We start from the raw sequence: 25578 nt of genomic DNA, 5'->3' as shown, positions 1-25578 counted from the left end.
CCACGTTTGGCACATGCGGCTCCACCGACTACTGTCTGCACACCCACGCCATGGCCTTGCGGCATGGCTGTTGGGCCTGGCTTGCATTTTGGGTGCATCGATCGTCAATGACGGTCACGCCGCACAGTTGCAACCCGAACTCGAAGCGCTACAGGCTTTTGAGCAAGCGCGGACTGAAATCAGCAGCCGCCGCTACGACCGTGCAGAAATATTGCTTGAGCGCGTGCTCATGCTCCACCCTGAACAAGCAGAAGCGCGCATTGAGCTGGCCCTGCTCATGGCCAGGCGCGGGCACACTGACGGCGCGCAAGCATTGGTGCAAAGCCTGCTTGATGATCCTCGCATCGAGCCTGAGCACGCACGAGCCTTGCGTGAGCTCAAAGCGCAGATTAAAAAAGGCCCTCCCACTGTGGCCAACCCTTACGCGATCGACACCCGCGATGCGGCAGCCCGTCTGGCGGCGGCTGCGCTGGGCACGACTGCGCAAGTTCCCGGTGATGCGCTTGCTGCTGCCACCTGGCGCGGCGAAGCCAGTCTCACGGCTTCCAGCAACCCACTGGCGCGCACATCGTCTGGGGCCATCACCATCACCTTGCCGGACGGCCCGTTGAGCCTGCCACTGAACCAGACCGCCCAGTCGGGCGCCCTGGCTGGGGTCACACTGTCACGCACCACCGAAACCCATGGCGCTGAACTGGCGGTGCAGCACGCAGACGTGTCAGGCACCACCACGGCAGCCCGCGCCGTGCTGTGGGGGCGGCTGCCCTTGGTCCAATGGCTGCCCGATGCCCTCCAGCCTGCCCAACTCACCCCCGTGTTGGCCTATGCCCAAGCCCAACGCGGTCTGGACGGCCAGCACCGCGCCATGGCTGGCCTGACCACGGTGTGGGGTGCGCAGCGACTGAGCCTGTCGCACTACGAGGAGTACAGCACCAACGACCGCGGCGTTGTGGTCCGCGCTGAGCACAACCAGCCGCGCCTGTGGGGCACTGACTGGCAAGCAGCCCTTGAGCACAGCAACAGCACAGTGGGGCCACAAGGCTACTGGCGTGCTGGACTCAGTGCCGAGCATGGCTTGGGTGATGGACGCAAACTTTTGGCACAACTCACGCACCAGCAAGACACCTATTCGTACAGCACCCTGTTGCAAAACGGTGCCAAACGTCATTTGACAACTGCTTATGTCGCATTCGAGCAACAGGTTACTTTAAAAAGTGAAAAAGTCCTTATTTGGCGCGTATTTAGCGGCGAAAGGCGAAGTAACCTTGAACTTTTTAACTACAATGAGCTTGGCGCGCAGTTGAGCATCGTGCAAAACTGGCGTTAGATCTGGGAAAACATGTGATGCAAATCACACGTTTTATGCCCAGACTGTGTTTAGAATCGCTTCGTCCCCGTAAAAGGGCATTCTTTTTATCAACAGGAGAGCTTTCATGGCTTTGACACTTTCGACACAGACCGATCTGTATCGCTTCTTTGCAATCGCATTCAACGCCGCCCCTGGCGTGACGTACATGAACCAGCTGTACGCAGCTTCTGAGTCCGGCATGTCCGTCAAGGACATCGTGAACGCGTTCACCACCAAGACCGAATTCACCAGCACTTACCCTGCTTTCCTGACGAACGCTCAGTTCGCCTCCAACCTGATCGACAACGTTGTTGGCGCATCTGCCACTGACGCTGCCAAAACTGCTGCCAAGACACAAGTTGAAGCTGCATTGACCGCTGGTCTGAGCCGCGGCGATGTTGTGTACAACATCTTCAACAACCTGGCCAGCCTGACAGGCGACGCCACATGGGGCGGCACAGCCACCCTGTTGGCCAACAAAGTGGCTTACGCCAAGTACTACACAGAAACCATGCTGGGTGGCGCAGAAGCTACGCCTAGCCTGGCTGCTCTGAAAGCTGTTCTGGCTAACGTGACAGCCGCTTCCAGCGCTGCTGCAGCTGACATCGCTGCCGTGCTGAACCCAGCTCCAGCTCCAGCTAACCAGACTTTCACACTCACAATCGGCGTCGACCAAGTTACCGGTGGTGCAGGCAATGACACATTCAGCTCCAACTACGACGTCATCAACACAGCTCACACTCTGTCGGGGCTTGATGCGCTGGATGGTGGTGCAGGCAACGACACTTTGAACATCACCGACTCCGCCGGTGGTACCGTTGATGTTTCGCTTCCGACTTCCGTTAAAAGCATTGAAACCGTCAACGTGCAAACCACAAACACACTGAGCGGTAACGCGGCAGATGTTTCTACCTGGGCAGGTTTGACTGCTGCAAACTTCAGCGTGAAGGGCGCTGTGCAAACCCTGACTGTGGCCGATACAACCGCTTTGACAGCTTCCAATGCTGGCGGCGGTTTGACAGTCTCGCACGGCCTCTCTCAAACTGTGACCACCAAAGGTGGCGCTCTGACAGCCAGCGGTTCGGCTGGTGCTGTGGTGGCTACTTCGAACGCCCAAGCTGGCAACAACGCTACCGTGAACGGTGGCACCACTGTCGCGTTCACTGGCAACGATGTGACGACCGGTACCGTGACCATCGGCACCACCACTGCACCCAGCGGCGCAGTGACCGTGACTTCCACAGGCAACTATACAGACGGTGCCAACGTCACTTTGGGTGCCATCACTGTCAAGGGCGGCACCACCATCTCTGTGACGCAAGCCAGTGGCATCACGGCGGCTGAATCAAAAGCAGCTGTTGATGATGCTTCCAACTTCACGCTGACTCAGAGCGCAGTGACAATCACCGGTACATCTGCGACTACTGCAGTGACCGTGACCCAAGACGCAGCTGTGACTGAAGTCGATGACGACACCACAGGTATTGGCGTTATCGGTGTGGCCAACGGTGACGTGGGTGTGACCGATGTGAATGCATCGTCTGCCACCAAAGCTGGCACCATCACTGCCGTGACGCTGAACAGCTTTGGCAACGCCACCCTGAACTCGGGCGCACTGGCAACCATCAACCTGACTGGTACCGGCACTTCGCTGACCGCCACTCAAGGTGCTTTGACAACGGCCACTACTACCACACAAGCCCTGAACGTCAATGGTTTGACGACCACCGGCACTGTGACCTTGGACACCGACATCACCACCTTGAATGTCAATTCCAGCACTGCAGCTTCTACCATCAACAGCTTGGTGGCTGCTGGTGCAACCGCAGTGAACGTTTCTGGCAATGCCAACCTGACCTTGACAGGCCAGACACTGACTGCCGCAACCCAGATCACCAACACCAGCACTGGTAACCTGACTCTGGGTTCTGCGCTGGGTACTGCTACAGCCTACACAGGTGGTACAGGCAACGACGTCATCACTCTGGCCGCCTCGCACGCCGCAGCTGTGACAACAGGCACTGGCGACGACACCGTGACCATCGGTGGCGCATTCGCTGCTGGCGGTTCTGTGGATGCTGGTGCAGCCGGTACCGACACCCTGGTGTTGGCCGACACTGTTGCCGTCACTGTGAGCTCATCCACAACATTTGCTGGTCTGATCAGCAACTTCGAGCGCCTGAGCCTGACAGGCACTGCCGATGCAGACCAGACCGTTGATCTGGCCAACCTGGACAACCTGAACTACATCAAAGTGGCAGGTGTCGACACTGGTAACACACTGTCGCTGACCAACGTGGCTTCTGGTGTAACTCTGGTGGCCAACAGCGGCACCGCTGGCACCTTGCTGGCTTCGCTGGCCGTGGGCAGCAGCTCTGACGTGGCCAACGTCAGCGTCAGCGCCTCCACTGCCAAGACAGTGACTGGCTTGACACTGACAGGCTTCGAAACCGTCAACTTCGCCACCGATGACTCGGCCACCACAGCCACAGGTATTGCCCACATCGTGACCACGCTGACCGACGCCAACGCCAAGGCCATCACTGTGGCAGGTGATGCTGGCCTGACCATCGGCACTTTCGCTGGTACAGCATTGACATCCTTTGACGCTTCCGGCGTGACCAAAGGTGCTGTGACATTTGCAACAGCCAACCTGGCGGCTGCAGCCACATTGTCTGGTGGTGCTGGCAACGACTCCATCAATGCCTCTAGCGCTGCAACCGCAGCCGTCACTTTGAACGGCAACGATGGCAACGACACACTGACAGGTGGCTCCAAGGGCGACATCATCAACGGTGGTACCGGTGACGACATCGCCTATGGTTTGGGTGGCGCTGACAACCTGACCGGCGGTACAGGCGCTGACGTGTTCGGTTACATCGTGGCCAGCCCTACGAACTCCAACGGTGTGAACCAGGACACCATCACAGACTTCGTGGCTGGTACCGACAAGATCGGTCTGGATGGCACTTCGATCACCTATCTGGGTGAAGCCAATGGTTACGGTGCTGTTCTGACATCGCTGACAGGTTCTACACCTGAAGCTGTGCTCGACACATCCACCAGCACCCTGTACATCAACCTGAACAGCGACAACGTTCTGGACACAAACGACATCACCATCAAGCTCGATGGCATCACCGACCTGGCCCAGTCCGACTTCGTTGGCTTGGCTCTGGCTGCTGGTTCGACCATCACAGGTTCGTCTGGTGCGGATGTCATCATGGGTCTGGGCGGTGCCGACACACTGAACGGCAACGCTGGCGCTGACACCATCAGCGCAGGTGCTGGTGCCGACACCATCACAGCTGGTACAGGCATTGACACCATCACCACAGGTGCAGGTGCTGACATCGTGATCATGAACCAGGTGTTGACCGCCAACCGCGACATCATCACCGACTTCACTGGCGGTGCAGGTGGCGACGAACTGCGCTTTGACATTTCAGATCTCGGCCTGGCCGGTGGTACAGAGTATGTTGGTGCAATCGGTAGCGTTGCTGTCGACAGCAGTGAAGAAATCCTGGTGTTGACCGGTGCTGGCTATGCAACCGATGAAGCTGCAGAAACAGCGATTGCTGGCCGTATCACTACTGACGGTCTGGATATCGTGGCCGTGTACTTCAACACCACCGACAACACTGCTCACGTCATCTATGACGCGGACGCTGGTGTGGACGGTTCCGGCACTGCCGTGCTGATTGGTCAGCTGACCAACATCACGACACAGGCTGGTCTGGACGCCTTCACGACTGCCAACATCGGCTCACAGGCCTGATCTTGCGCAGACAAAGCACCCACTTCGGTGGGTGCTTCGAAGCCTTGCCGCCCCATCCCTTTCGCGAGGGTTGGGGTTTTTTCTTAGGGCATTGAAAGCAGTGATTTAAGAAAAAATCATCATGAAAGGACAAGCTATGAGCGACTGGACCGCCGGATACGTGGCAGACATCGGCTATACCTACGGCTACTACTCAGAACTCAATCCGCAGCGCATTCGTTTGGCATTTTTGCACCAAGGACTGCACTTCCCGGAAGTCGGCGCTGCTTGCGAATTGGGCTTCGGTCAAGGACTGTCGACCAACTTCCATGCGGCCGCCTCCATCACAGAATGGCACGGTACCGACTTCAACCCATCGCAGGCGGGCTTTGCGCAGGAGTTGGCTGCTGCTTCCGGGGCGTCTGCTCATCTGCGTGATGATGCGTTTGCTGACTTTGCCAAACGGCTTGATTTGCCTGACTTTGACTTCATAGCACTTCATGGCATCTGGAGCTGGATTTCTGACGAAAACCGCCACGTCATCGTTGACTTTATCCGTAAGAAACTCAAGGTTGGTGGCGTCCTGTACATCAGTTACAACACACAGCCGGGTTGGGCCGCATTTGCGCCTATGCGCCATTTGATGACCGAACACGCTGAAGTGCTGGGCTCCGAAGGCCGAGGCATTGTCAGTCGCATTGATGGCGCCCTGGATTTTGCTGAAAAATTGATCGCAACCAATCCATTGTTCAGCCGCGCCAATCCACTCGTTGGTGACAGATTGAAAAAAATGAAGGGGCACAACCGCCACTACCTGGCGCACGAGTACTTCAACAAGGACTGGCACCCCATGCACTTCGCCACCATGGCCGATTGGTTGGAGTCTGCCAAATTGCAGTTCGCATGTTCAGCCCACTACATTGATCACATTGACAGTGTCAACCTCACAGCAGCGCAACAGACCTTTTTGGCTGAAGTACCTGACCTGATGTTTCGTGAAACGGTACGGGACTTCATGGTCAATCAACAATTCCGACGTGACTATTGGGTCAAAGGTGCCCGAAAAATGGATGCTGTGCAGCAAACGCAAGCGTTGCGCTCGCAACGTGTGTTGTTGACCGCACACAGACCCGACATCAGCCTCAAAATCGCAGGTACGCTTGGCGAGGCTGACATGAATGTGGCCATCTATGCCCCGATTCTTGATCTGTTGGCAGATCACAAGGTGCGAACGATCGAACAGCTGGAAAAAGAACTCGAAGGTACTGGGATTGCTTATGGGCAACTGTTACAAGCCATACTGCTGCTGGCAGGTGCTGGGCATTTGTCACTCGTTCAAGATGAAGCCGTCATCAACAAGGCGCGCAAGCAAACTGACCGTCTCAATGCGCACCTTACGCACAAAGCATGCGGTAACAACGATGTCAGCTACCTTGCCAGCCCAGTGACTGGCGGTGGCTACTCCATCAATCGCATTCAGCAACTTTTCTTGCTGGCTCGGCAGCAGGGTCAAAAGACCCCAGAAGCTTGGGCCCGCTTCACATGGGACATCCTCAGAAGCCAAAAGCAACGCATCATCAAAGAAGGCAAAACCATCGAGAGCGACGATGGAAATCTGCGGGAGTTGACTTCCCAAGCCAGTGCGTTTGCAAAAAAACAGATTCCCATACTCACAGCACTGGAGATCATCTGAGTTTCGGGCCATGCAGTAAAGTCCATGGGTTTGTACTTTTTGGTGATACATCGCCATGGAACGTTGGTCTTCATCTTTTCGGCTCAGAATTCTGCTGACGACAGGGTTTGCTAGTTTGGTCACTGCCTGCGGCGGTGGCGGTGCCAGCGGTTTTCCGCCCGTGGTGACGGGCTTCAAGGCCCAGACCGTGCAATATGGTCGCCAGGCCACTCTGTATGTGGGCGGCAATGACCTGCGCAGCAGCATGACGGTGGAAACCAGCAGCGCCTGCACCAACCCGGCGCTGGCCACCAACAGCTCCACCACCTTGTTGGTGATCAACTGCAGCGTTGTGGCCGTGGGCGACTTCCCTCTCATCCTCAAAAACGCCAATGGTGATCTGGTCTATCAAACCACCGTCACCGTGCCCAAGCCTCAGGTTCAGCTGAGCACCAGCATCGGCAACATCACGCTGGAGCTCAACCCCGCAGCAGCCGAAAGCACGGTCAACAACTTCCTCAAGTACGTCTACAGCGGTTACTACACCAACACCCTGTTCCACCGGGTGATGCCCGGTTTTGTGGTGCAAGCGGGGGGCTACACCAGCGGCATGGTGGCCAAGCCCGGGCAAACCACCCCCATCGTGCTGCAAAGCAACAACGGCTTATCCAATCTGCGCGGCACCGTGGCCATGGCCCGCAGGGGGGATCCTGATTACGATTCCGCCACCTCCGAGTTCTTCATCAACCTGGTGGACAACACATTTTTGGACTACAAAAGTGCTGGGGCACCGGGTTATGCCGTTTTTGCCACCGTCGTCCAGGGCATGGATGTGGCCGACAGCATGGCCGCGCAGCCCACAGGCAATGTTGGCCTGCACGCCAACGTGCCCTTGACCGATGTGACCATCACTGCGGCGCAGCAGATCAAATGAAGCCGATCACTGGGCCATCAACCGCCCAAATCGAAGCGGACTTCTGGCGTGAATTGGCCGAAATCGAGGCGGAATCGATGGGCTGGATCGCGCTTGACGACCGCTGCTACCTGCACATTGGCTCTGTCCAACTGGTCATCGACGTGGTAGGGCAGGCCACCCCCGGCATGGCGGGGGCCAACGTGCTGTGGGTGGTCTAAGGGCGACACACCACCTGAGGTGTTGACTTTTTTACACGTCATTAAAGAAAAGATTTGCCCAGCCGATACGCATACAGTCCCCATCTTTTTTCTGTGAGACTGCCATGCCGTTTTCCGCATCCATCGACAGCCGTAAGGTCATCAGCTTCATCGATGCCCCAAGTGGCGCCACCATTTCGGTCAGCAATCCTGCAGGGAAACTGGTTTTTACCTTGACGCCTTCCTCAGGCGCTGCGGTCACCAGCGAATTGGTGATCAGCTCCTATGCGGGTTTCTCGGTGCCCACCGGGGTGGTGCTCAACCTCGATGCTTCGCTGGCCAACGGTAAGGCGATGTTTGGCACGGGTGATGCGGTGGCACGAGCCAAGTCCATTGGCGAAGACCTGTCGGGCTACAGCCTGTTCACCGACCGCATTCAGTTGGCGGACGGCGCCACCTACACCCTGACAGCAGCCCAGGCCCAAACAGCGCAAATTGGATCGTCGGGCGCGTTGGGGGATTTGCGCAGCACCAACAGCAACAGCAAAATCAATCTGGTGGCCGCTGCGGGCACTGACCTCACCGCCATCCAGATCGATAAGAACGACACGGTCACCCTGACCAGCAGCCAAGCCTACACCCTCACTGGAGACCAAGCTCTGGTGGCCAAAGTGGGTGCAGGCAGCACGGCTGACCTGACAGGTTGCAGCAATGTGTTGATCAAGGCACCACTCAGCCTGGACTTGTCATCGCTCAAGCTCGATGCGACCGATGTGATCGAGTTGGGCACAGCCAAGGACTATGTGCTCACCAGCGGCCAAGTGGCCAGCGCGCGGGTGGGTGTCAATGGAACGCTGGGCGTGTTGGGCACAGCCGGAGCGGTCACAGTTCGGGCCTCTGCCAACGGCGAAGACCTTTCTGCCATCAAAGCCAGTGGCATTGATGTGTACGAGCTGACCGCCGCCAAGGCTTACACCCTGACGGCAGACCAGCTGTCCCTTGCGCGGGTGGGTGCTACAGGCACTTTGGGCAACATCACAGGCTCAGGTCAGCTGACCATCAAGGCCGGTGCTGTCAGTGACCTGACGCGGCTGCCAACCAAGATCGTGACTGACGCCAAGGGCGTTGCGGATGTCACCAAATCGGACGTGATCATTCTGGACCCCAACGTCGACTACCGGCTGACCTCCGAACAGGCCCGGGTGGCCAAAGTGGGTACTGCCGCCACAGCCAAAGCGGGTGATCTGTCTGCTGCGGGCCAAGTCACACTGGTGGCCGGTCTGACCGCCACCAACACCGCATCTGCCCGGGCTGAAGACCTGTCTGGTTTTGCCCTCAAGGGGGTGGACTTCTACGAGCTGGCACCAGGCGCTGACTTTGTGCTCACCTCGCAACAAGCTAAAGTCGCCAAAATTGGCACAGGCGCATTTGGCAACCTGACGGCTGCAGGCAACATCACGCTCCTGGCCTTGACGGGCGAGAATCTGATGCAAAGCACCATCACAGGTGTCGATGAGTACCGTCTGACGACTGGCCTGAACTACATACTTTCTGCGGACCAGGCGCTCAAGTCCCGGGTGAGTAACAATGGCGTGTTGGGTGCGTATGGCGATGTCTCGCTCACCAAAACCACGGTTGTGGCCGGAACGCAAAGCAACCTCACCCCCATCGTGGTGGACAGCAACGATGCCATCGCCTTGACGGCGGGGGTGGATTACACCCTCACGCCACTGCAGGCTTCGATTGCCAAAATCGATGACGGCGCAGCAGGGGCGTTGGCCAAAGCGGGCACAGTCACCATCGCCGCCAGCCCCAAGGGGGAAGACCTGTCGGTCTCACTCGCTACTGCAACCGGTTATGACGCGATCGTGCTCACTGCAGGGGGCAAATACAGTCTGACATCCGACCAGGCGAAGTTGAGCAAGGTGTTGATCCCTGGTGTTGGCAGCAATACCCTGTCTGCCTTGCGTGATCTGAGCGCAACGGGTCAATCCACGATCATGGCCAACGCTTTGGGTGAAGACCTCTCTGGCCTGGTGATCCCAGGCGTCAAGGCGGTGCAGTTGACCGGTGGCAAGGACTACACACTGACTGCGGATCAAGCATTGATTGCCAGGCTTGGCTCGACTGGTGTCGCGGGCGACTTGGTGGGGGCGGTAAGCACCACGGGCACAACCACGGGTACAACCACAGGCACAACCACAGGCACAACCACAGGCACAACCACAGGCACAACCACGGGTACGGGCACAACTGCAGGCACGGGTGGCACGACAGGCACACCGACGACAGCAGGCAAAACCGGTGTCATCACCCTCGTTGGTGCAGCCGATAACTTCGACTTCACCCGGCTTAAAACCGACTCCAACGATGTGTTGGTGCTGGCTGGCGCCAACAGTTATCGCCTCTCTGCTGCGCAAGCCGCAACGGCCAAGATCGGGGCAGACGGCACCCTGGGACAACTGGTCGGCGCTGGCACCATCACCGTGGTGGCCGACACCAACAACACCGACCTGTCCAAGCTGGTGCTGGACAGCGCGGACCGCATCGAGCTGACAGCGGGGCAAAACTACACCTTGAGCTCGTCTCAGTTGCCCATGGTTCGTATGGCGGGTGTCAATTCACTGACCAAGGCTGGCCAGGTGACTGTCGTCGTCAATTCACAAGACGGTGACTTGACCGGTATCAATTGGCCAGGCATCGATGTGCTCCAGCTCACGACCACTTCTGACTATCTGCTGCGTGCAGACCAAGCAGCCGTGGCACGCGTTGGCACTGCCGGGGCGTTGGGCGATCTGTCGCTGGTGACAGGCAGCGTCACGCTGCGTGTCGATGCGGCCACGGTAACGCCCCTAGACCTGACATCGCTGGTCCTGAAAGACAGTGACACCTTGCAGCTTGTGGCTGGTTCCAGCTATGTCCTGACCCCCAAGCAGGCGGCGATGGCCACAGTGGTCTCCGGTGCCAACACCAGTGCCCGCGGCGACCTTGGCACGGCAGGCACGATCACCATCCGCCCTGCGGCCGCTGTTGCAGACTTGACCACGCAATTGGCCAACATTCAGGGCATTGACCGCATTGAACTCGACCCAGAAGGTGCTTACACACTCACCGATGCGCAGGCTCGCATCGCAGCCTATGGCAAATACGGACAGGCCAAAGACCTGGTGAGCAAATCGCCCAAAGGCATTTTGACGGTGGTCACCGGAGACACTTCTTCTTTGACTGACCTGCAGCTCGACGCCAACGATAAAGTCATCCTGCAACCGGGCAAGTCCTACCTGTTGAACCAGGACCTGGCGCTGATCAGTCAGATCGGCTTGAGCGGAGCGCCTGGCGTGCTGTCCAACAGCACAGATGCCAATTCGCGCATCACGGTGCTGGCACCGCGTGGTGCAGACCTGACCAAACTTCAGCTGGACGCCAACGACATCCTGATTCTGGGTGTCAACCAACGCTACACCTTGACATCCGCCCAGGCCTCGGTGGCCTGGGTGGACGACAATGACATCTACACTTTGGCTGGTAATTTTGCTTATGCCGGGTCTGTGCGCATTGTGGCCTCGGCCATGGGCGAGGACTTGTCATCTCTTGCGCTGGGTGCCAATGACACTCTGCAGCTGACCGCTGGCGTCAACTACACCATCACGGCAGCACAAGCGGTCAATGCCATGATCGGGGCCGCTGGCGTCAAAGGCAAGCTGGCTGGGGCAGGCGTGATCACCGTCAAAGCCGGGGCACAGGCCGACCTGACGGCCTTGAGCCTGGACGCGGGTGGTTTGCCCACAGCTGCCGATGTCCTGCAGCTCGATGCAGGACAAAACTACAGCCTCACATCCAGCCAAGCGGCCATTGCCAAGGTCGGGGGGGCGGGTTTGCTGGGGCAATTGGGCACCGCAGGCAACCTGACGCTGGTGGCCAACCCCGTGGGTGAAGATCTGAGCGTGACCCTGGCCAACGTCACGGGTTTGGATGGGCAAGACCGCATCGCTCTGGCGCGTGCCAAAAACTACACGCTGACCAAAGACCAACTGGCCATCGCTCAAGTGGGCAACGGCGCTCTGGGCGACCTGACCTCTGCCGGTGTCATCACGCTCAAGAGCCAACCCAGCGGCAGCACCGAAGACCTCTCTGCGGTGGCCTCGGTAGCTGGTGTGGACAAAATCCAGCTCAAAAACGGTGTCAATACCACGCTGACCGATGAGCAAGCCGCCATTGCTCAACTGGGGTCAGGCAAAGTCCAGGACCTTCGAGGCGTCGAGATCATCACCCTGAAATCCAATGACCAGGATGCCAATCTTTCCGGCATCCTGACTGATGGCAATGATTTGATCTGGCTGGCAACAGGCAATAACTATGTGCTGAATTCGGCGCAAGTGCCTCGCATTTCCTATGACGGTCAAGCCGTTGCATCTGTCGGCAACGTGCCGGGCCAGTTCACGCTCAAGGCGAACAACCTGGGCGAAGACTTGTCTGGCGTCAACACGGGTGCGATTGATCTGATCCAGTTGACGGTGGGCCGCAACTACATACTGACCCCGGAGCAGGCCCGTATCGCGACCCTGGGTGATGCCTTGGTCACGCAAAACAGCACCCAAACCCTGACTGGCACAGGCACCCTTTACGCGACCCCGGTGGGTACTCAAAACTACACGACCCAAGTACAGATCGATACCACGGGCTACCTGGCCGGTGGCACGATCAGCATGCGGGTGACCCTGGGCAATGGCACAAGTGCAGGCTCTTACGATCTGTTCAAAAATAGCATCACGATTGGCAGCAACAACCGCCCATTGAATTCTCTGGCTGGAGCCTATGACAAAGCTCCCGGCACCACGACCAACCTGTCCTACCAATTTCCAGGGTCTGCCTCTGATAAATACATTTTTGGCATTGAAGGCAACTGGTTCAGTGCGGCCAATGCGACCAACACCTTTGATTACCAGATCACCATTTCAGGTGTGCGATACAACAATGCGGACTTGAGCAAGGCTGGGATTGTGAACATCATGGCCAGCGCAGATGGGGACGCCTCACTCAAGTCCAAATTGATAGGCATCAACGGCATCGACGTCATCACGCTGACCGATGCCAAAAGCTATACCCTGTCTGCCGCACAAGCCTTGATCGCCAAAATCGGCACGGGCACCGCAGTCACCGCAGGCGCACTGACCAGCACGGGTGTCATCACGGTGGACGACACGGGCGTGGCCGCAGGCACCAAGCAAAACCTGACCAAGCTGGTGCTGGACACCAACGACACTCTGACACTGGGCGCAGCCGACTACGACTTGACATCTATGCAGGTGAAAAAAGCCGACAGCAGTTTGTCCACAGCCGGCGTGGTCAACCTTTGGGCCAGTGCCCAGGGTGAAGACCTCTATGGCATTGCCGTCACCGCTTTGGACAACATCTATCTGACCGCCAGCCGCGACTACACGCTGGGGGTGGACCAGCTGGCCAAGACCAAAGTGGGTGCCACAGGCACAGTGGGCAACCTGACCAAAGCCGGTGTTGTGACACTCAAGCTGGCGAATACAGACACCAACGTCACTGCACTCAGCGGCGCCAATGGGGTCAAAGGGGTGGATCTGGTTCAGGTGCTGGATTCGAACGCCGCGCTGCTCAGCTTCTTGCGTACCGCGACCACCAGCACCGCAGGCAGTGGCAACACAGGCAGCAATGCCACTGTAGACGCTTCAGGCGAGTGGGCGTTTGCCTCCAGCACAGGCACGCTGACCTATTGGAACGGCAGCGCTTCACAGACCGTCACACTGGTGGGCGTTTCCAGCGTGGCTGCAGATGGCACAACGTCCCTGAAAATCAGCTACTGACCTGCCTGAGACCCGCTCATGCTTGCATGAGCGCCTGCCCGATCAGCGTGATCTGCAGATCGGGTGTGGACACATCGCTCAGGTGTGACACAGGCGCCATCACGCTCCTGAGCGTGGCCAAGTCGGTCGTGCTCTGGCTCAGCGTGTCGGTGTAGGTCTTGGCCACCGCAATCTCGTTGGCAAACTGCTTGGCCGTGTTGCCCCAGGTGGCATCGGTGTAGGCAAAACTGGCCAGGTTGCCAAACACTTGGTAAATCACTTGCCCCACCGTCCAGTTCGCCTGATCCATCGCGTCGGTGATGTCCTTGACCGCTTGTTGCTTGGTGACGTCACTGGCGCTCGTCTTGACGATGTTGTTCACCAACGCCTGCGCCAGCTGGCCGTGGCTCAAACTGGTGGGGTACACATCGGTGAACTGCGACTTGGTCGTGAACACATCCACGATTTGCTTGACCGACATGCCTGCCCGGTACGCTGCAGCGAGCTGGTCCATGTAGGTCACGCCCGGCGCTGCGTTGAAGGCGGTGATGAAGAACTGGTACAAGCCCACGGGCAGGTCGGCATAGCTGCCGTGGGGCTGTGACTCGACCACGACGGTTTTGTCGGCAAACTGCAGCTTCTCAATCGAAGTGAGCGTGTCCGTACCTTCCTGTCCCGTGATGTCTTTCACGATCACTTGCCCATTGCTCAGGCTCAATGCGTAGCTTTGGGCATTCTTGCCCCAGATGACCGTGTCTGAGCCTGCGCCGCCATCGATTTGGTCATTCTGGGCAGTGCTGTACCAGCGCTCATTTGCCGCCGAGCCTTTGATCTGATTAGGAACGGAGGATGCCGGGTCATCGTTGGTGATGTAGACCGCCTGCCAGGGCGATCGGAAACCTTCTGCACCACTGATCACCAGCGTCGCCCCTGTGGGCGACAGCAAGTCGACATAAAAATTCTCATCGGCTTCGTACAAGCTGTCCCCAAGCACTTCCACCGTGATCTGCTTGGTCAACTCGCCGGGGGCAAAAGTCACCTCTGTTGGGGCTTGTGCGACATAGTCCACACCCGGCGTGGCATCGCCATACGTCTTGAGCAATGTGGTGTATTTCACGGTCACGGGAGCCGTGCTGGCCGCGGACAGCAACAGCGTCAGTGTGGCTTGCGTGCGACCACTGTTGCCCTCTGTCACACGTGTGAAGTTGCTGTTGAAACCCACGGTGGGCAAGACAGACGCATCATCATTCGTGATGTAGACCGCCTGCCAGGATGACCGGAAACCTTCTGCACCACTGAGCACCAGGCTTGCCCCTGTGGCGGACAAGAGGTCGACATAAAAAATTTCATCGGCTTCATACAAGGTGTCCCCGATCACCTCCACCGTGATCTGCTTGGTTAACTCGCCGGGTGCAAAGGTCACATCTGTTGGTGCCAGAGCAAGATAGTCCACACCTGGCGTGGCATCGCCATAAGTTTTCAGCATCGTGCTGTAGGTCACGGTCACCGGACTGGTGCTGGCTGCAGACAGCGACAGCGTCAGTGTGGCTTGCGTACGACCGCTGTTGCCCTCTGCCACGCGCGAGAAATTGCTGCTGAACCCCACAGTGGGCATGAGCGACTGGTCATCGTTTGTGATGTAAACCGCCTGCCAGGGCGATCTGAAGCCTTCCGCACCAGTCAAAACCAGGGTAGCCCCCGAGGCCGATATCAGGTCGACATAGAAGATTTCATCGGCTTCATACAGCTGGTCCCCCATCACCTCTAAAGTGATTTGTTGGGTCAACTCTCCGGGGGCAAAAGTCACCTCCGTCGGGGCCAGCTCAACGTAGTCCAGGCCCGGTGTGGCATCGCCATAGGTCTTGAGCATGGTGGTGTAGGTGACGGTCACGGGGTTGGTGCTGGCATCCGACAGCACCAACGTCAGCGTCACCTGTGAACGGCCACTGTCGCCTTCCCGCACTCGGGCGAAATTGCTTGAAAAACCTACGCTGGGCATATGGATCTTTGTTTGAAAAACGTTAACTCAACAAGGCCTGCCCAATCAGCGTGATCTGCAGATCGGGTGTGGACACATCGCTCAGGTGTGACACAGGTGCCATCACGCTTCTGAGCGTGGCCAAGTCGGTCGTGCTCTGACTCAGCGTGTCGGTGTAGGTCTTGGCCACCGCAATCTCGTTGGCAAACTGCTTGGCCGTGTTGCCCCAGGTGGCGTCGCTATAAGCAAAATTAGCCAAGTTGCCGAACACCTGGTAGATCACTTGCCCCACTGTCCAGTTTGCCTGATCCATCGCGTCAGTGATGTCCTTGACCGCTTGTTGCTTCGTGGCGTCACTGGCGCTCGTCTTGACGATGTTGTTCACCAACGCCTGCGCCAGCTGGCCGTGGCTCAAACTGGTGGGGTACACATCGGTGAACTGCGACTTGGTCGTGAACACATCCACGATTTGCTTGACCGACATGCCTGCCCGGTACGCTGCAGCGAGCTGGTCCATGTAGGTCACGCCCGGCGCTGCGTTGAAGGCGGTGATGAAGAACTGGTACAAGCCCACGGGCAGGTCGGCATAGCTGCCGTGGGGCTTTGATTCGACCATCACCGTTTTGTCTGAAAAAATGACCTTTTCAAAATTTTTCAGATTGTCGGCACCTTCAACCCCCAGCTTGTCCGTCACCGTGATGCCGTCCGCCGACAGCGTGAGGGTGTAGTTGGCAGCTTTGCCTTCAAGCCCGAAGGTGTCCACGCCCGTGCCGCCGTCAGCGGTGTCATTGCCCGAGCCGCCATAAATCAAATCGTTGCCATCGCCCGCAGCGATGAGATCGTTTCCACCTAAGGCGTTGATGGCATCGCTGCGGGCGGTGCCGGTGATCGTTTCGGCGGTGCTGGCACCGTACTTGAGCATGCCGCCACTGGCACCGTCCACGGCAAAGAGGAATGACCTGAGCTGAGCATATTTCAGGTTCACATCGGAAAAGCGGATTTCCTCGATGTTGGTGAATTTGTCTGTTCCCGTGTTGTCCGTGGCCGAGTTGTCGACGAAAACAATGCTATTAGCGCTGGGGTCATGCTCAGTTACGCTGTAATCGCTGAATTTTTTGTTGGACCCCATGAACACGGTGTCGTAACCGGCACCCCCATCGATGGTGTCATTGCCCTTGCCAGAAAACTCATTGTTCAAGGCTTCAACGCGGTTGTTGAAATAGTTGTCACCCGCATCGCCAATGACGAGGTCATTGCCCGCAAAGCCCGAAGGCGCCATGCCATCGCCATTGCCACTGAGGATGATGGTGTCGTTGCCTGCCATCATGCCCCAGATGACATTGGGTGTATTGGCTGAAACGACGGGATTGCCTTCGAGCACCAGCGACGAGGCAGGGGCGTTGTTGATGGCGAATTTCCCGATCGATGTGTAATTGGCGACCTTCGTGCTCGCTGACAGCACATAGGCGCTGTTGACATAGTCCCAACCCACAACCGAATCGGTCAGCCCATAGGTGGTGGTGGTGGCGATGCCATTGGTTCCAATCCCGCTGTACTCCACCGAGCTGGTCGTGCCTGCCACTAAACCATTGGCGTCGGTCAATTTGCCTTTGAAAGCGTAGCTGAATGGTGTCGTTGAGTTGGCCATGCCGGTATAGACCAGCTTGGTGAATTCACCGCTGACGCGAAGGGTCTGTATGTCGACCGTGATCAGCCCCTGCGCCTCGATGCTGACTGTTTTGCCCGAGTCTTGAACCACCAGGCTGTTGGCCGTCACGATGGTGCCTGAAACCGAAATCCCAGACAGCACCACTGATCCGGTGCTTGTGACCATTTGAACCGTGCTTTTGTCCGGGTTGACATACGACTCCTTCAGTGTGCCGTTGGACACTGAAGTGATCGTGCTCGAGATCAAGCGCAGATAGTTGTTCCAGGCTGCAAGAGCGGTATACGTTGGTGCGGCGACGTTGGTGTTCGAATAGCTCGAAATGGCCGTATCGAACAGGGTGGTCTTGTTGCTTGTGGTCATGGGCAGCTTTCGGAGCGAGTTTGATTTTCTTTAGATTTATTGATTTTACAATTTTTGATAGTTTTTCAGCTAGAACGATGACCGTTCAAGCAGGACTTTGAGGCTTGATCGTGCAGGGTTTGCGCCGCAGGTCTACTCAGCTGATGCGCAAGGCCGTCAGATCACCCCTAACAAACGCAGCACCATCGCCAGCAGCCCCGCCAGCACGGCGAGCTGCACCCCAATCAAAACGACAATTGGCCCGCTGCCGTGCTTGCTCATGCCTTCATCCCCTTGAGGGCCTGAGCCTCATGCAGCTTGGCGCTCGCATGTGCCGGGTCTATGGCCAATGCTGCTTGGGCGCTCTTCAAGGCCCCTGCGTAGTCCTTGAGCGCCAGTTGCGTGCAGGCCAGATTGTTGTGCGCGTTGGCGTCTTGGGGCAGCTGCTCCACCGTTTGCAGCTTCACGGCCAAGGCGTCTTCGAGCCTGCCCGCATCGTGCAGCACCGCGCCCAAGACCTGCCAGCCCAGAGGGTGGTCCGGGAAGTCGTCCATGAACAGGCGTGCAGCGATCTCGGTGGTGAGGTGATGGCCCTTTTGGTAGGTGGCCAACAGGGCGTGTTGCCGCTCGTCTGGCGGCTGGCTCAGGCTGTGCGCCAACTGCGCGATGGCGTGCTCAGGCAGCCCAAACTGCTGGCTTTGGTCCAGACAGGCCCTGGCACGCTCCAGATCACCGGCTTGCTGCAAGGCACGCACAAGTCGCACCCAGTGCTGGGGCAAGGCGGGCTGACCCTGCAAAACCTTTTCCAGATGGGGCACGGCCAAGTGGGGGTGGCCCGCTTGCAGCTGCAGGCTGGCCAGTCGGCTGTGGGCCAGCGCGTGCATGGGCAAGGAGCGCAGGACCTGCTGGTACAGCTTGGCTGCGGCAGTTAAGCGGCGCGAACGCCAGTGGTGCTCGGCTAGATACAGGGTGTGCTGAAGTACGGAAGATGCCATCAATAAAAAACCCCTCCCCCTTGTGAGGGACGGGGTTGATTAATCAGCACTGATGTATTGATTGGCTCAAATGATTTGCAAAGCCTTGAGAATCGGAATTTGCTTTTCCGCAAAGGTTTGGGCTTGAACCGTAAGTTCGGCCAAACATTCTTCTGCCGTCTCAAGCGTCTTGCCCTCTTTGACTAGCTTCTGACCTTGAGAAGCCAGGACGTTCCAGGTGAACTGTGCCCATTCAGTGCTTTGTTTCTTACCTTGCTGCATCGCCAAGATGAACAGCTGTTGGAATCGACCCACAACAACACCGCCACCCGTGACGGGGCTGGCTAAATAATTCACCTCCCCAGACCCACGGGCGTTATTGAGCAAGTGGGCATTGATCTTGTCGCAATGCTTGCGCGCCTTGGTCATGACCACTTCGTCTTGCACCAAGCTCACATGGCCAGCTCCAGCTAGGATCAGTATGGCCTGGATAATTTGTGAAAACGCGATCCCGTGCCCCGCAACGGCTTGCTCCAGTTGCCCCAGCGTTTTGACTTTGTGATCAGCCAGTGCGTCCAACAAGGGAGCGTAAATGGCCTCGCTCATGTCGGCCTGGCCCAGTGCGCCGGTAACTTTAAGGCTGACGTCTGGGCGGTGTGCTGTCAGCAACACGCGCACCTGTCGCAGTGCTTCGGCCTGCGCCAGTGCCGGCATCTTGCGGACTCCTTTGATCCAGTAGTCGCGACGGAACTGCTGATTAACCATGAAGTCACGGACGCTTTCGCGAAACATGACGTCTGGAATCTCTTTCAGGAAAGCCTGTTGCTCAGCAGACAGGTTGATGGCATCCACGTGGTCGAGGTAATGAGCAGAGCAGGCGTATTGCAGTTTGGCACCCTCCAGCCATTGAACCATGGTTGAGAAATGCATGGGGTGCCAGTCGCGATTAAAGTATTCGTGTGCCAAATAGTGGCGGTTCTGGTCTTTGAGGGTTTTGATGCGGTCAGCCACCAGCGGATTGGCCCTCAGGAACAGCGGATTGGTGGCCAGCAGTTTTTCGGCAAAATCAACCGCGCCATCGATCCGGCTCACAATGCCACGCCCTTCTGTACCAAGCACTTCGGCGTGCTGAGTCATCAAGTGACGCATGGGCGCAAAAGCGCCCCAGCCAGGTAAGGTGTTGTAACTGATGTAGACGACCCCACCCACTTTGAGCTTTTTGCGGATGAAGTTCACGATGACCGCTCGGTTCTCGTCACTGATCCAGCTCCAGATGCCGTGCAAGCCGATGTAGTCAAACTGCGGTAAATCTGCGCGTTGGGCAAATTCATTGAAGGCTTCGTCGTAAAGGCCGGCACCCGTGCCAGATGCCGTAGCCAGTTCCTGTGCATAAGCCGCCTGACTGGGGTTGAAGTCGGTGCCATGCCATTGCACCACACTGGCCGCCGCGTGTAGTGCGGTGGAAACGCCCTGACCAAACCCCAACTCACAAGCTGTACCAAACTCTGGGCAAACCAGGCCCGCATTCAGAAAAGCCAGCTTGACGCGCAAAGGATTGAGTTCTGTGTAATAGCCAAATGTGTAGCCTATGTCAGAGACATAACCCGAAGTCCAATCAGTCATGCGAGATCCTTAGTATTTTTGATGTATCTTTTCTGGACGCACTGGGGGCAGTGCGCACAGAAAAAACCCCGGCTCCTTTTGAGAGCCGGGGTGAATCAATAACCCTCTCGCATTCGAGAGGGAATCGTTGCTTAGTGGATAAGCAGCAGAGGAGCCGCACCACCGATGTTAGCCAGTGTTGCTGTAGACAGATCGACCAGGCCCGTCAGCTTGACGACCAAGTCAGTTCCATTGCTGAAGTTGGGTGCGGTTGTTGCATTGTGCATGCTCTGCACAACGTACGTATCACCGTTGTACTGGAACCAGCCAATTGCACCGTTACTGGAGGCGTTGCCACCTGCATTCACAACTGCGTTAGCGTAGTCCTGGAACACTGCAGTGGCAGCCAGCGTGACTTTGGTAGCGGTAAAGGTTTCGGCACCTTTGTCTTTCAATTGCAGTGTGTCACCAGCGTTTGCATCCGTGATCGTGGAGTAAACGTTGAGGCTGGCACCAGGCAGTTGAACCACAAAAGTATCGTTACCACCGTTACCAGTCAAAGTATTCAAACCAGCGTTGGCGGTAATCTGGTCATTGCCCGCACCACCGATCAGCGTATCAGCCAAAGTAGAGCTCGAGTGCGCAGCAAGTGTGTTTGCACTGGCACCACCCTTGACAGTCTGCGCCAGAGCACCGACAGCCGTATAGCTCAAACCACCAGTCATGCCAGAAGCATCCACCGTTGCCAGCTTGGCGTTGGTCGAGTCACTGGTCAAGGTCAATGTGGTGTTGCCTGTCACAGTCACAGTTGCTGCAGAAGTAGCAACCAGTGTCAAGCTGTCAGCTGTAGCACCTGCTTTGGCTGTAGCGGATGAATCGGTTGCGTTGATCGAAATCGACTCGATACCGGCAGCCGTAATGGAGCCAGCAGCAACACCCGCAGCCGAAGCTTTCAAGGTCAGTGCAAGGCTATCTGAGGTACCCGAAGCATCTTTCAATGTGTAGGTTGTAGCTTGTCCTGGAGAAGCCGTGATCGTAAGACCTGCACCTGCAGCGACGTTGGTGTACGTCACAGCACCTGTCACTGAACCTTGTGTCAATGCGGTGAATCCCGTTGCATCGTACGAACCGGTCGCCGAAGCACCCAAGCCAAGCGTTTCGAAGCCGGTGATGAAGGTGTTGGCAGACGGGTTAGAGAAGGTAGAAGCGGCCACATTCAAAACCAAGGTGTCGGTGCCAGCACCACCAGCAATTGCCTTGGTGGGCACAGCAGCGATGGTCACTACATCATTACCCGAACCACCGGTAAAAGTGGCCTTGGTGCTGTCAACGATCACTGTATTGTTACCAGTGGAGCTAGAAGCATCCACACCAGTCACGGTAGAGCCGCTGAAGTCACCCTTGACGGCGGCAGCGCCGGAAACAGTCACAGTCTTCAAGGCTCCGAAGGAGCTGCTGGACAGATCCAATGCATTCGTGCCATCAACTTTCAGAGCAGTGACGCCACCGGCAGTAATGGCCACAGCTGTATCAGTGCTGGCTGTGTGCACGTTCAGCGCAGTGTAAGTACTGCCAGCAGTTACTGCACCCAGACCTTTGGTGCCGCCGTTGACGGTCAGATCCAGCGTTGTAGCTTTGGCATTGGTGATGCCAACTGTACCAGTTGCACTGGCTGCACTGGTGTTGGTCAGGCTCAGAGTGGTGAGCGCATCAGATGCAATGGTCGTGGCGCCATAGTTGGAGAGCGTCACGGTAGCAATGGTGTTGGCAGCTGTGGTGCCCTGGTTGGGATCAGCAATTGTCACAGCACCCGAAGCTACGCCAATGGCACCAGCTGCCTTGACGGTCGTAACACCCTGAGTTATGGTTTCTGTAGGAGCGACGCTAGCATTCGAAGTATTTGTCAGCGTAATGGACAAATCAGTCACGTTGCTGTTGGCGGTGGTCGATGTGAAAAGAACGGTATCAGAACCTGTACCACTCACGGCGCCAGAAGTCCAACCAGTCAATTGACCAGATGCCAAGTTGGCAAAAGCTGCAGCCACTTGCTTGGCCGTCATGTCGGCCGCAGCCGTCAGAGTCACGCCAGCAACGGCGAGCGTATCGCCTGATTTCAGCACACCGAATTGCACGGCATCAGTTTCTGTAGAACCAGCCACAGCAACTTTGGTGGTCGCTGCAGTCACTGCAGCAGCTTGGTTAACTGTGACTGCAGTTGTAGCAGTACCGCCAGTCACGGAGACAGCAGATTGAGTTACGGTGTAGTTGGTCGAGCCATCAGCAGCTGCAATCTTGGATGCAACGTTCGATGTTGTTGTAACCGTTGTGCCCCCAGTGATGGCCACAGCACCACCCTTGGTATTACCTGCAGTGTCACCCGTAGTGTTTTGTGTGATGCTCACAGCGCCGGTTGGGGCTGTTGTGCCGCCCACGGTGATTTTGGATGCTGTACCGTTAGCCGTTCCTGTAGCCAAGGCCACTGTCACTGTGTCGGTGACGGATGTGCCGCCATCAATAGCGTGGTTGTTAACACCTTGTTTTGTATCGGTGGCGGTGATTGCACCTGCAGCTTTGCTCAGGGTAACGCCACCTACTGCCGTCACAGTCTGAGTAGAACCGCCGGTCACAGTTGCTGCGCCAGCCACAGCCACAGCAACAGCAGTTGTTGCACCAGTTGTCACAGTCGCAGAGGTGCCTTGTGTCACGTTCAGATTGTTCAACCCTGTGACAGTTACGCCTGTAGCAGTAGTGTCGATGGTTGCGCCAGCAGCTGCTGCGAAGTTGATGGTTTCAATATTCTTGATTGTCAGCCCGGTAGGCAAACCAGTCGTACCGCTGTTGTCGCCAACGTCCGAGATATTCAAAACGTCCGCTGTACCTGTGCCGCCGTCGATTGTGTCCAACGCTGTCAGCGTCGCATTGGTAGAGCTCTTGGTTGAATTAAGAGCACCGGTAAAGGTGTCGTTACCAGCGCCGCCTGTTACAGCATCCACACCAGTAGTGAGTGTGAAAGTCTGGGCTACTTATAACGTTGATTTAAATAAGTAATTTGGGTTTTTAAAATTATAAACGGTGTTCTAACGACTATTCATCGTACAGAATTCGTTAATTCATTGCTGTATTGATAATGCTGAAAAATTCAGTAGATAAGAAATTCAAAGGCTTGAATGAGTTCTGGCAAACAGACGCTATTTACGTGGCAGATAACAATTGCGCTAACGCCAAGATTCAAGAATGACGGAAGTACTGTATGAGCGTCGTACGCTTGAGCGAAGCTGTTGTTCAACAATTGATTTGCCCACCGCAGCGCAGCCATTTTGAGGTCTATGACTTGCAGATTCGTGGTCTGTACGTCGATGTGCAGCGCAGTGGGCGCATGGCCTACCGATTACGCTACAGCCAAGATGGGGTCAAACGGCACATGACGTTGGGCGATGCGCGACTGATCACTTTGGATGAGGCGCGTCAGGAGGCCCGGGCTCGATTGCGTCAATTACGAGCAAGCAGTGATCCTGAAAGAAATTTGCTTGACGTGAACGCCTTGTCGGTAGAAGAGTTTTTTGTGGACCAGTATCTGCCTTATGTCAAAACCTACAAGCGCAGCTGGGGGACGGACGAGAGCATGATCCGTAACCACATCTTGCCGCAGCTCGGGGCGCAGGCCATGGCGGCTGTGCGGGCGCCAGACATTGCCCGCATGGTGCAGTCGATGAAGGAAAAGGATTTCGCGCCGGGCACCATCAATCGGATGCTGGTTTTGCTGCGCTATGGCTACAAGTTGGCCCTGCGGTGGAAGGTCGAGGGTTTGGAGGTCAATCCGGCTCAGGATCTGAAAAACATCAAGAACGACAACAAGATAGAGCGGTATTTGACGCCTGAGCAGACGGTGGCCTTGATGGCCGCAGTGCGCGAAAGCGAGAACCCGGCGCTGCAAAACATTGTGCCTTTTCTGATCTACACCGGGGCCCGCAAGCGAGAGGCGCTGGATGCCCGCTGGGCAGACATTGACTGGCAGCAGTCCTCCTGGAAGATTCCCAAAACCAAGTCGGGCAAGATCAGGCATGTGCCTTTGTCCACTGGGGCGCTGGAGTTGCTGGGGCGCATGCGTGCCTGGTCCGGCTTGAAGGCGCCGGGCTCAGACTTGTTGTTTCCCAATCCGCGCACAGGTTTGCCGTTTGTGTCGATCTATTACAGCTGGGACACGGCCCGCAAGCAGGCGGGGGTGCCCGAGTTGCGCATCCATGATCTGCGCCACAGTTTTGCCAGCTTTTTGGTCAATGCGGGCCGCAGCCTTTATGAGGTGCAGGAGTTACTGGGCCATGCGGACATTCGTACGACCAGCCGCTACGCACACCTCAAGCGCGACCGGCTGATGGAGGCTGTGCAGGTGATTCGGCTGGAGTGATGGATGTCAGCGCTTTCAACGGGGTGTGTTGCGAAAAATTTCACCAGTTGGTCCGATGGCGAGAAAACTCAAGCCGCTTTGTTGGAGTAACTCAAGACCTTGTTCTTGCATGAGCATGGCCATGGTGCACAGGCTGCCAGCCATCAGGCAGTTGTCGGCTTGTACGCTGACCGACTGCCAGTGGCTGACGGGCCAGCCTGTGCCAGGATGGATGATGTGTGCATAGCGTTGGCCGTTGAGCACAATCGCTCGTTCGTAGTCACCTGATGTGGCAAGAGCCATGTTGTGCAGTTCGATGCTGGCAAACAATTGACCCGGCTGGCGCGGGTGAGCGATGCCTGCTTGCCAGGGCTGACCATCTGGTTTGGTGCCCAGGGTTCGCATATCGCCAGCCAAGCTGACCAGCGCCGAGTCGATCCCATGTGACTGCAGCACCATGCAGGCGCGGTCAACCGCGTATTCTTTGACAAGTCCGCCCAGGTCGATTTCCATGCCTTTGCGTGGCAGAGCGATTTGGTGGTTTTGGCGTACCACGTCAGACCAGCCCACGAGCGTGCGGATGGATTGCAGGCTGTCCTGGTTGGGGATGTTGGCGAGTTCAAAATTCCAGACTTGACGGTAGACGCCACTGGTGATGTCAAACAGGCCGCCGCTTCGTTCATGCAATTGTTCAGCATAGTCGAGCAGCGCCCAGGTTTCATTGTCGCAAGGCGTGAAACCTTGGCCTGCATGTGCATTGATTTTTGAGAGCAGGCTGTCTGTCTTGTAGCGTGAGTATTTGGCCTCCAGGCGTTGAAGTTCAGTGTGCACCGCACGCATCGCAGCAGGAGCTTGAGGCGTGTCGGGCAGTAGGACTTGCGCTGGCCCACCCATGGCCTTGAATCGATGTGTTGTGATGTGCATCGGGG

The 25578-nt window shown here is 57.0% G+C and carries 13 protein-coding genes; 7 read left to right on the top strand and 6 right to left on the bottom strand.

The features are described 5' to 3' along the window. Positions 1-13 precede the first annotated feature (13 nt). From IC609_RS04075 to IC609_RS04050, 6 genes are all read left to right on the top strand, one after another. Positions 14-1327, top strand: coding sequence for a tetratricopeptide repeat protein (locus IC609_RS04075; protein ID WP_191818160.1), 1314 nt, complete (start codon positions 14-16; stop codon positions 1325-1327). A gap of 106 nt (positions 1328-1433) precedes the next feature. After that, positions 1434-5126, top strand: a complete 3693-nt coding sequence (locus IC609_RS04070) for a beta strand repeat-containing protein (protein WP_191818159.1) — start codon at positions 1434-1436, stop codon at positions 5124-5126. Positions 5127-5262: 136 nt separating this feature from the next. Continuing rightward, positions 5263-6798, top strand: a complete 1536-nt coding sequence (locus tag IC609_RS04065; RefSeq protein WP_191818158.1) for a class I SAM-dependent methyltransferase — start codon at positions 5263-5265, stop codon at positions 6796-6798. Positions 6799-6913: 115 nt separating this feature from the next. Beyond that, positions 6914-7711 carry a peptidylprolyl isomerase gene (locus IC609_RS04060; RefSeq protein ID WP_225223980.1) on the top strand — a complete coding sequence of 266 codons (798 nt, stop codon included), beginning with the start codon at positions 6914-6916 and terminating at the stop codon, positions 7709-7711. Further along, on the top strand, positions 7708-7911 hold the full coding sequence (locus IC609_RS04055; RefSeq protein ID WP_191818157.1) for a hypothetical protein: 204 nt from the start codon (positions 7708-7710) through the stop codon (positions 7909-7911). Before IC609_RS04060 ends, IC609_RS04055 begins: the two co-directional genes overlap by 4 nt. Before the next feature lie 104 nt (positions 7912-8015). Further along, a complete protein-coding gene (locus IC609_RS04050; RefSeq protein ID WP_191818156.1) occupies positions 8016-13724 on the top strand; it encodes a beta strand repeat-containing protein in 5709 nt (1902 codons plus the stop codon). 16 nt (positions 13725-13740) lie between these two features. Here the strand turns inward: IC609_RS04050 and IC609_RS04045 are convergent, their stop codons facing one another. The 5 genes from IC609_RS04045 to IC609_RS04025 all read right to left on the bottom strand — a co-directional run bounded on the left by IC609_RS04045 (position 13741) and on the right by IC609_RS04025 (position 23168). Further along, entirely contained in the window at positions 13741-15702 is a 1962-nt protein-coding gene (locus IC609_RS04045) for a Calx-beta domain-containing protein (protein WP_225223979.1), read from the bottom strand. Positions 15703-15724: 22 nt separating this feature from the next. Continuing rightward, on the bottom strand, positions 15725-17710 hold the full coding sequence (locus tag IC609_RS04040; protein ID WP_191818154.1) for a hypothetical protein: 1986 nt from the start codon (positions 17708-17710) through the stop codon (positions 15725-15727). A gap of 257 nt (positions 17711-17967) precedes the next feature. Continuing rightward, the gene (locus IC609_RS04035; protein WP_191818153.1) at positions 17968-18684 is read right to left on the bottom strand and encodes a tetratricopeptide repeat protein; all 717 of its coding nucleotides are present in this window, start codon (positions 18682-18684) and stop codon (positions 17968-17970) included. Between the two features lie 66 nt (positions 18685-18750). Further along, positions 18751-20286, bottom strand: coding sequence for a class I SAM-dependent methyltransferase (locus tag IC609_RS04030; RefSeq protein ID WP_191818152.1), 1536 nt, complete (start codon positions 20284-20286; stop codon positions 18751-18753). A gap of 131 nt (positions 20287-20417) precedes the next feature. Further along, positions 20418-23168: a beta strand repeat-containing protein gene (locus tag IC609_RS04025; RefSeq protein ID WP_191818151.1), complete on the bottom strand. Its 2751-nt coding sequence runs from the start codon at positions 23166-23168 to the stop codon at positions 20418-20420. A gap of 347 nt (positions 23169-23515) precedes the next feature. Here IC609_RS04025 and IC609_RS04020 point away from each other — a divergent pair, with 347 nt between their 5' ends. Next, the gene (locus IC609_RS04020; protein ID WP_191818150.1) at positions 23516-24670 is read left to right on the top strand and encodes a site-specific integrase; all 1155 of its coding nucleotides are present in this window, start codon (positions 23516-23518) and stop codon (positions 24668-24670) included. A 15-nt stretch (positions 24671-24685) separates the two neighbouring features. On the opposite strand, the gene IC609_RS04015 is transcribed toward IC609_RS04020, so the two are convergent. Then, entirely contained in the window at positions 24686-25573 is an 888-nt protein-coding gene (locus IC609_RS04015; RefSeq protein ID WP_191818149.1) for an FAD:protein FMN transferase, read from the bottom strand. Between the last annotated feature and the right edge of the window lie 5 nt (positions 25574-25578).

It is taken from the genome of Limnohabitans radicicola (assembly GCF_014837235.1).
GTDB classification, from domain to species: domain Bacteria; phylum Pseudomonadota; class Gammaproteobacteria; order Burkholderiales; family Burkholderiaceae_C; genus Limnohabitans_A; species Limnohabitans_A radicicola.
This window is presented reverse-complemented; position numbering and strand designations above follow the sequence as displayed.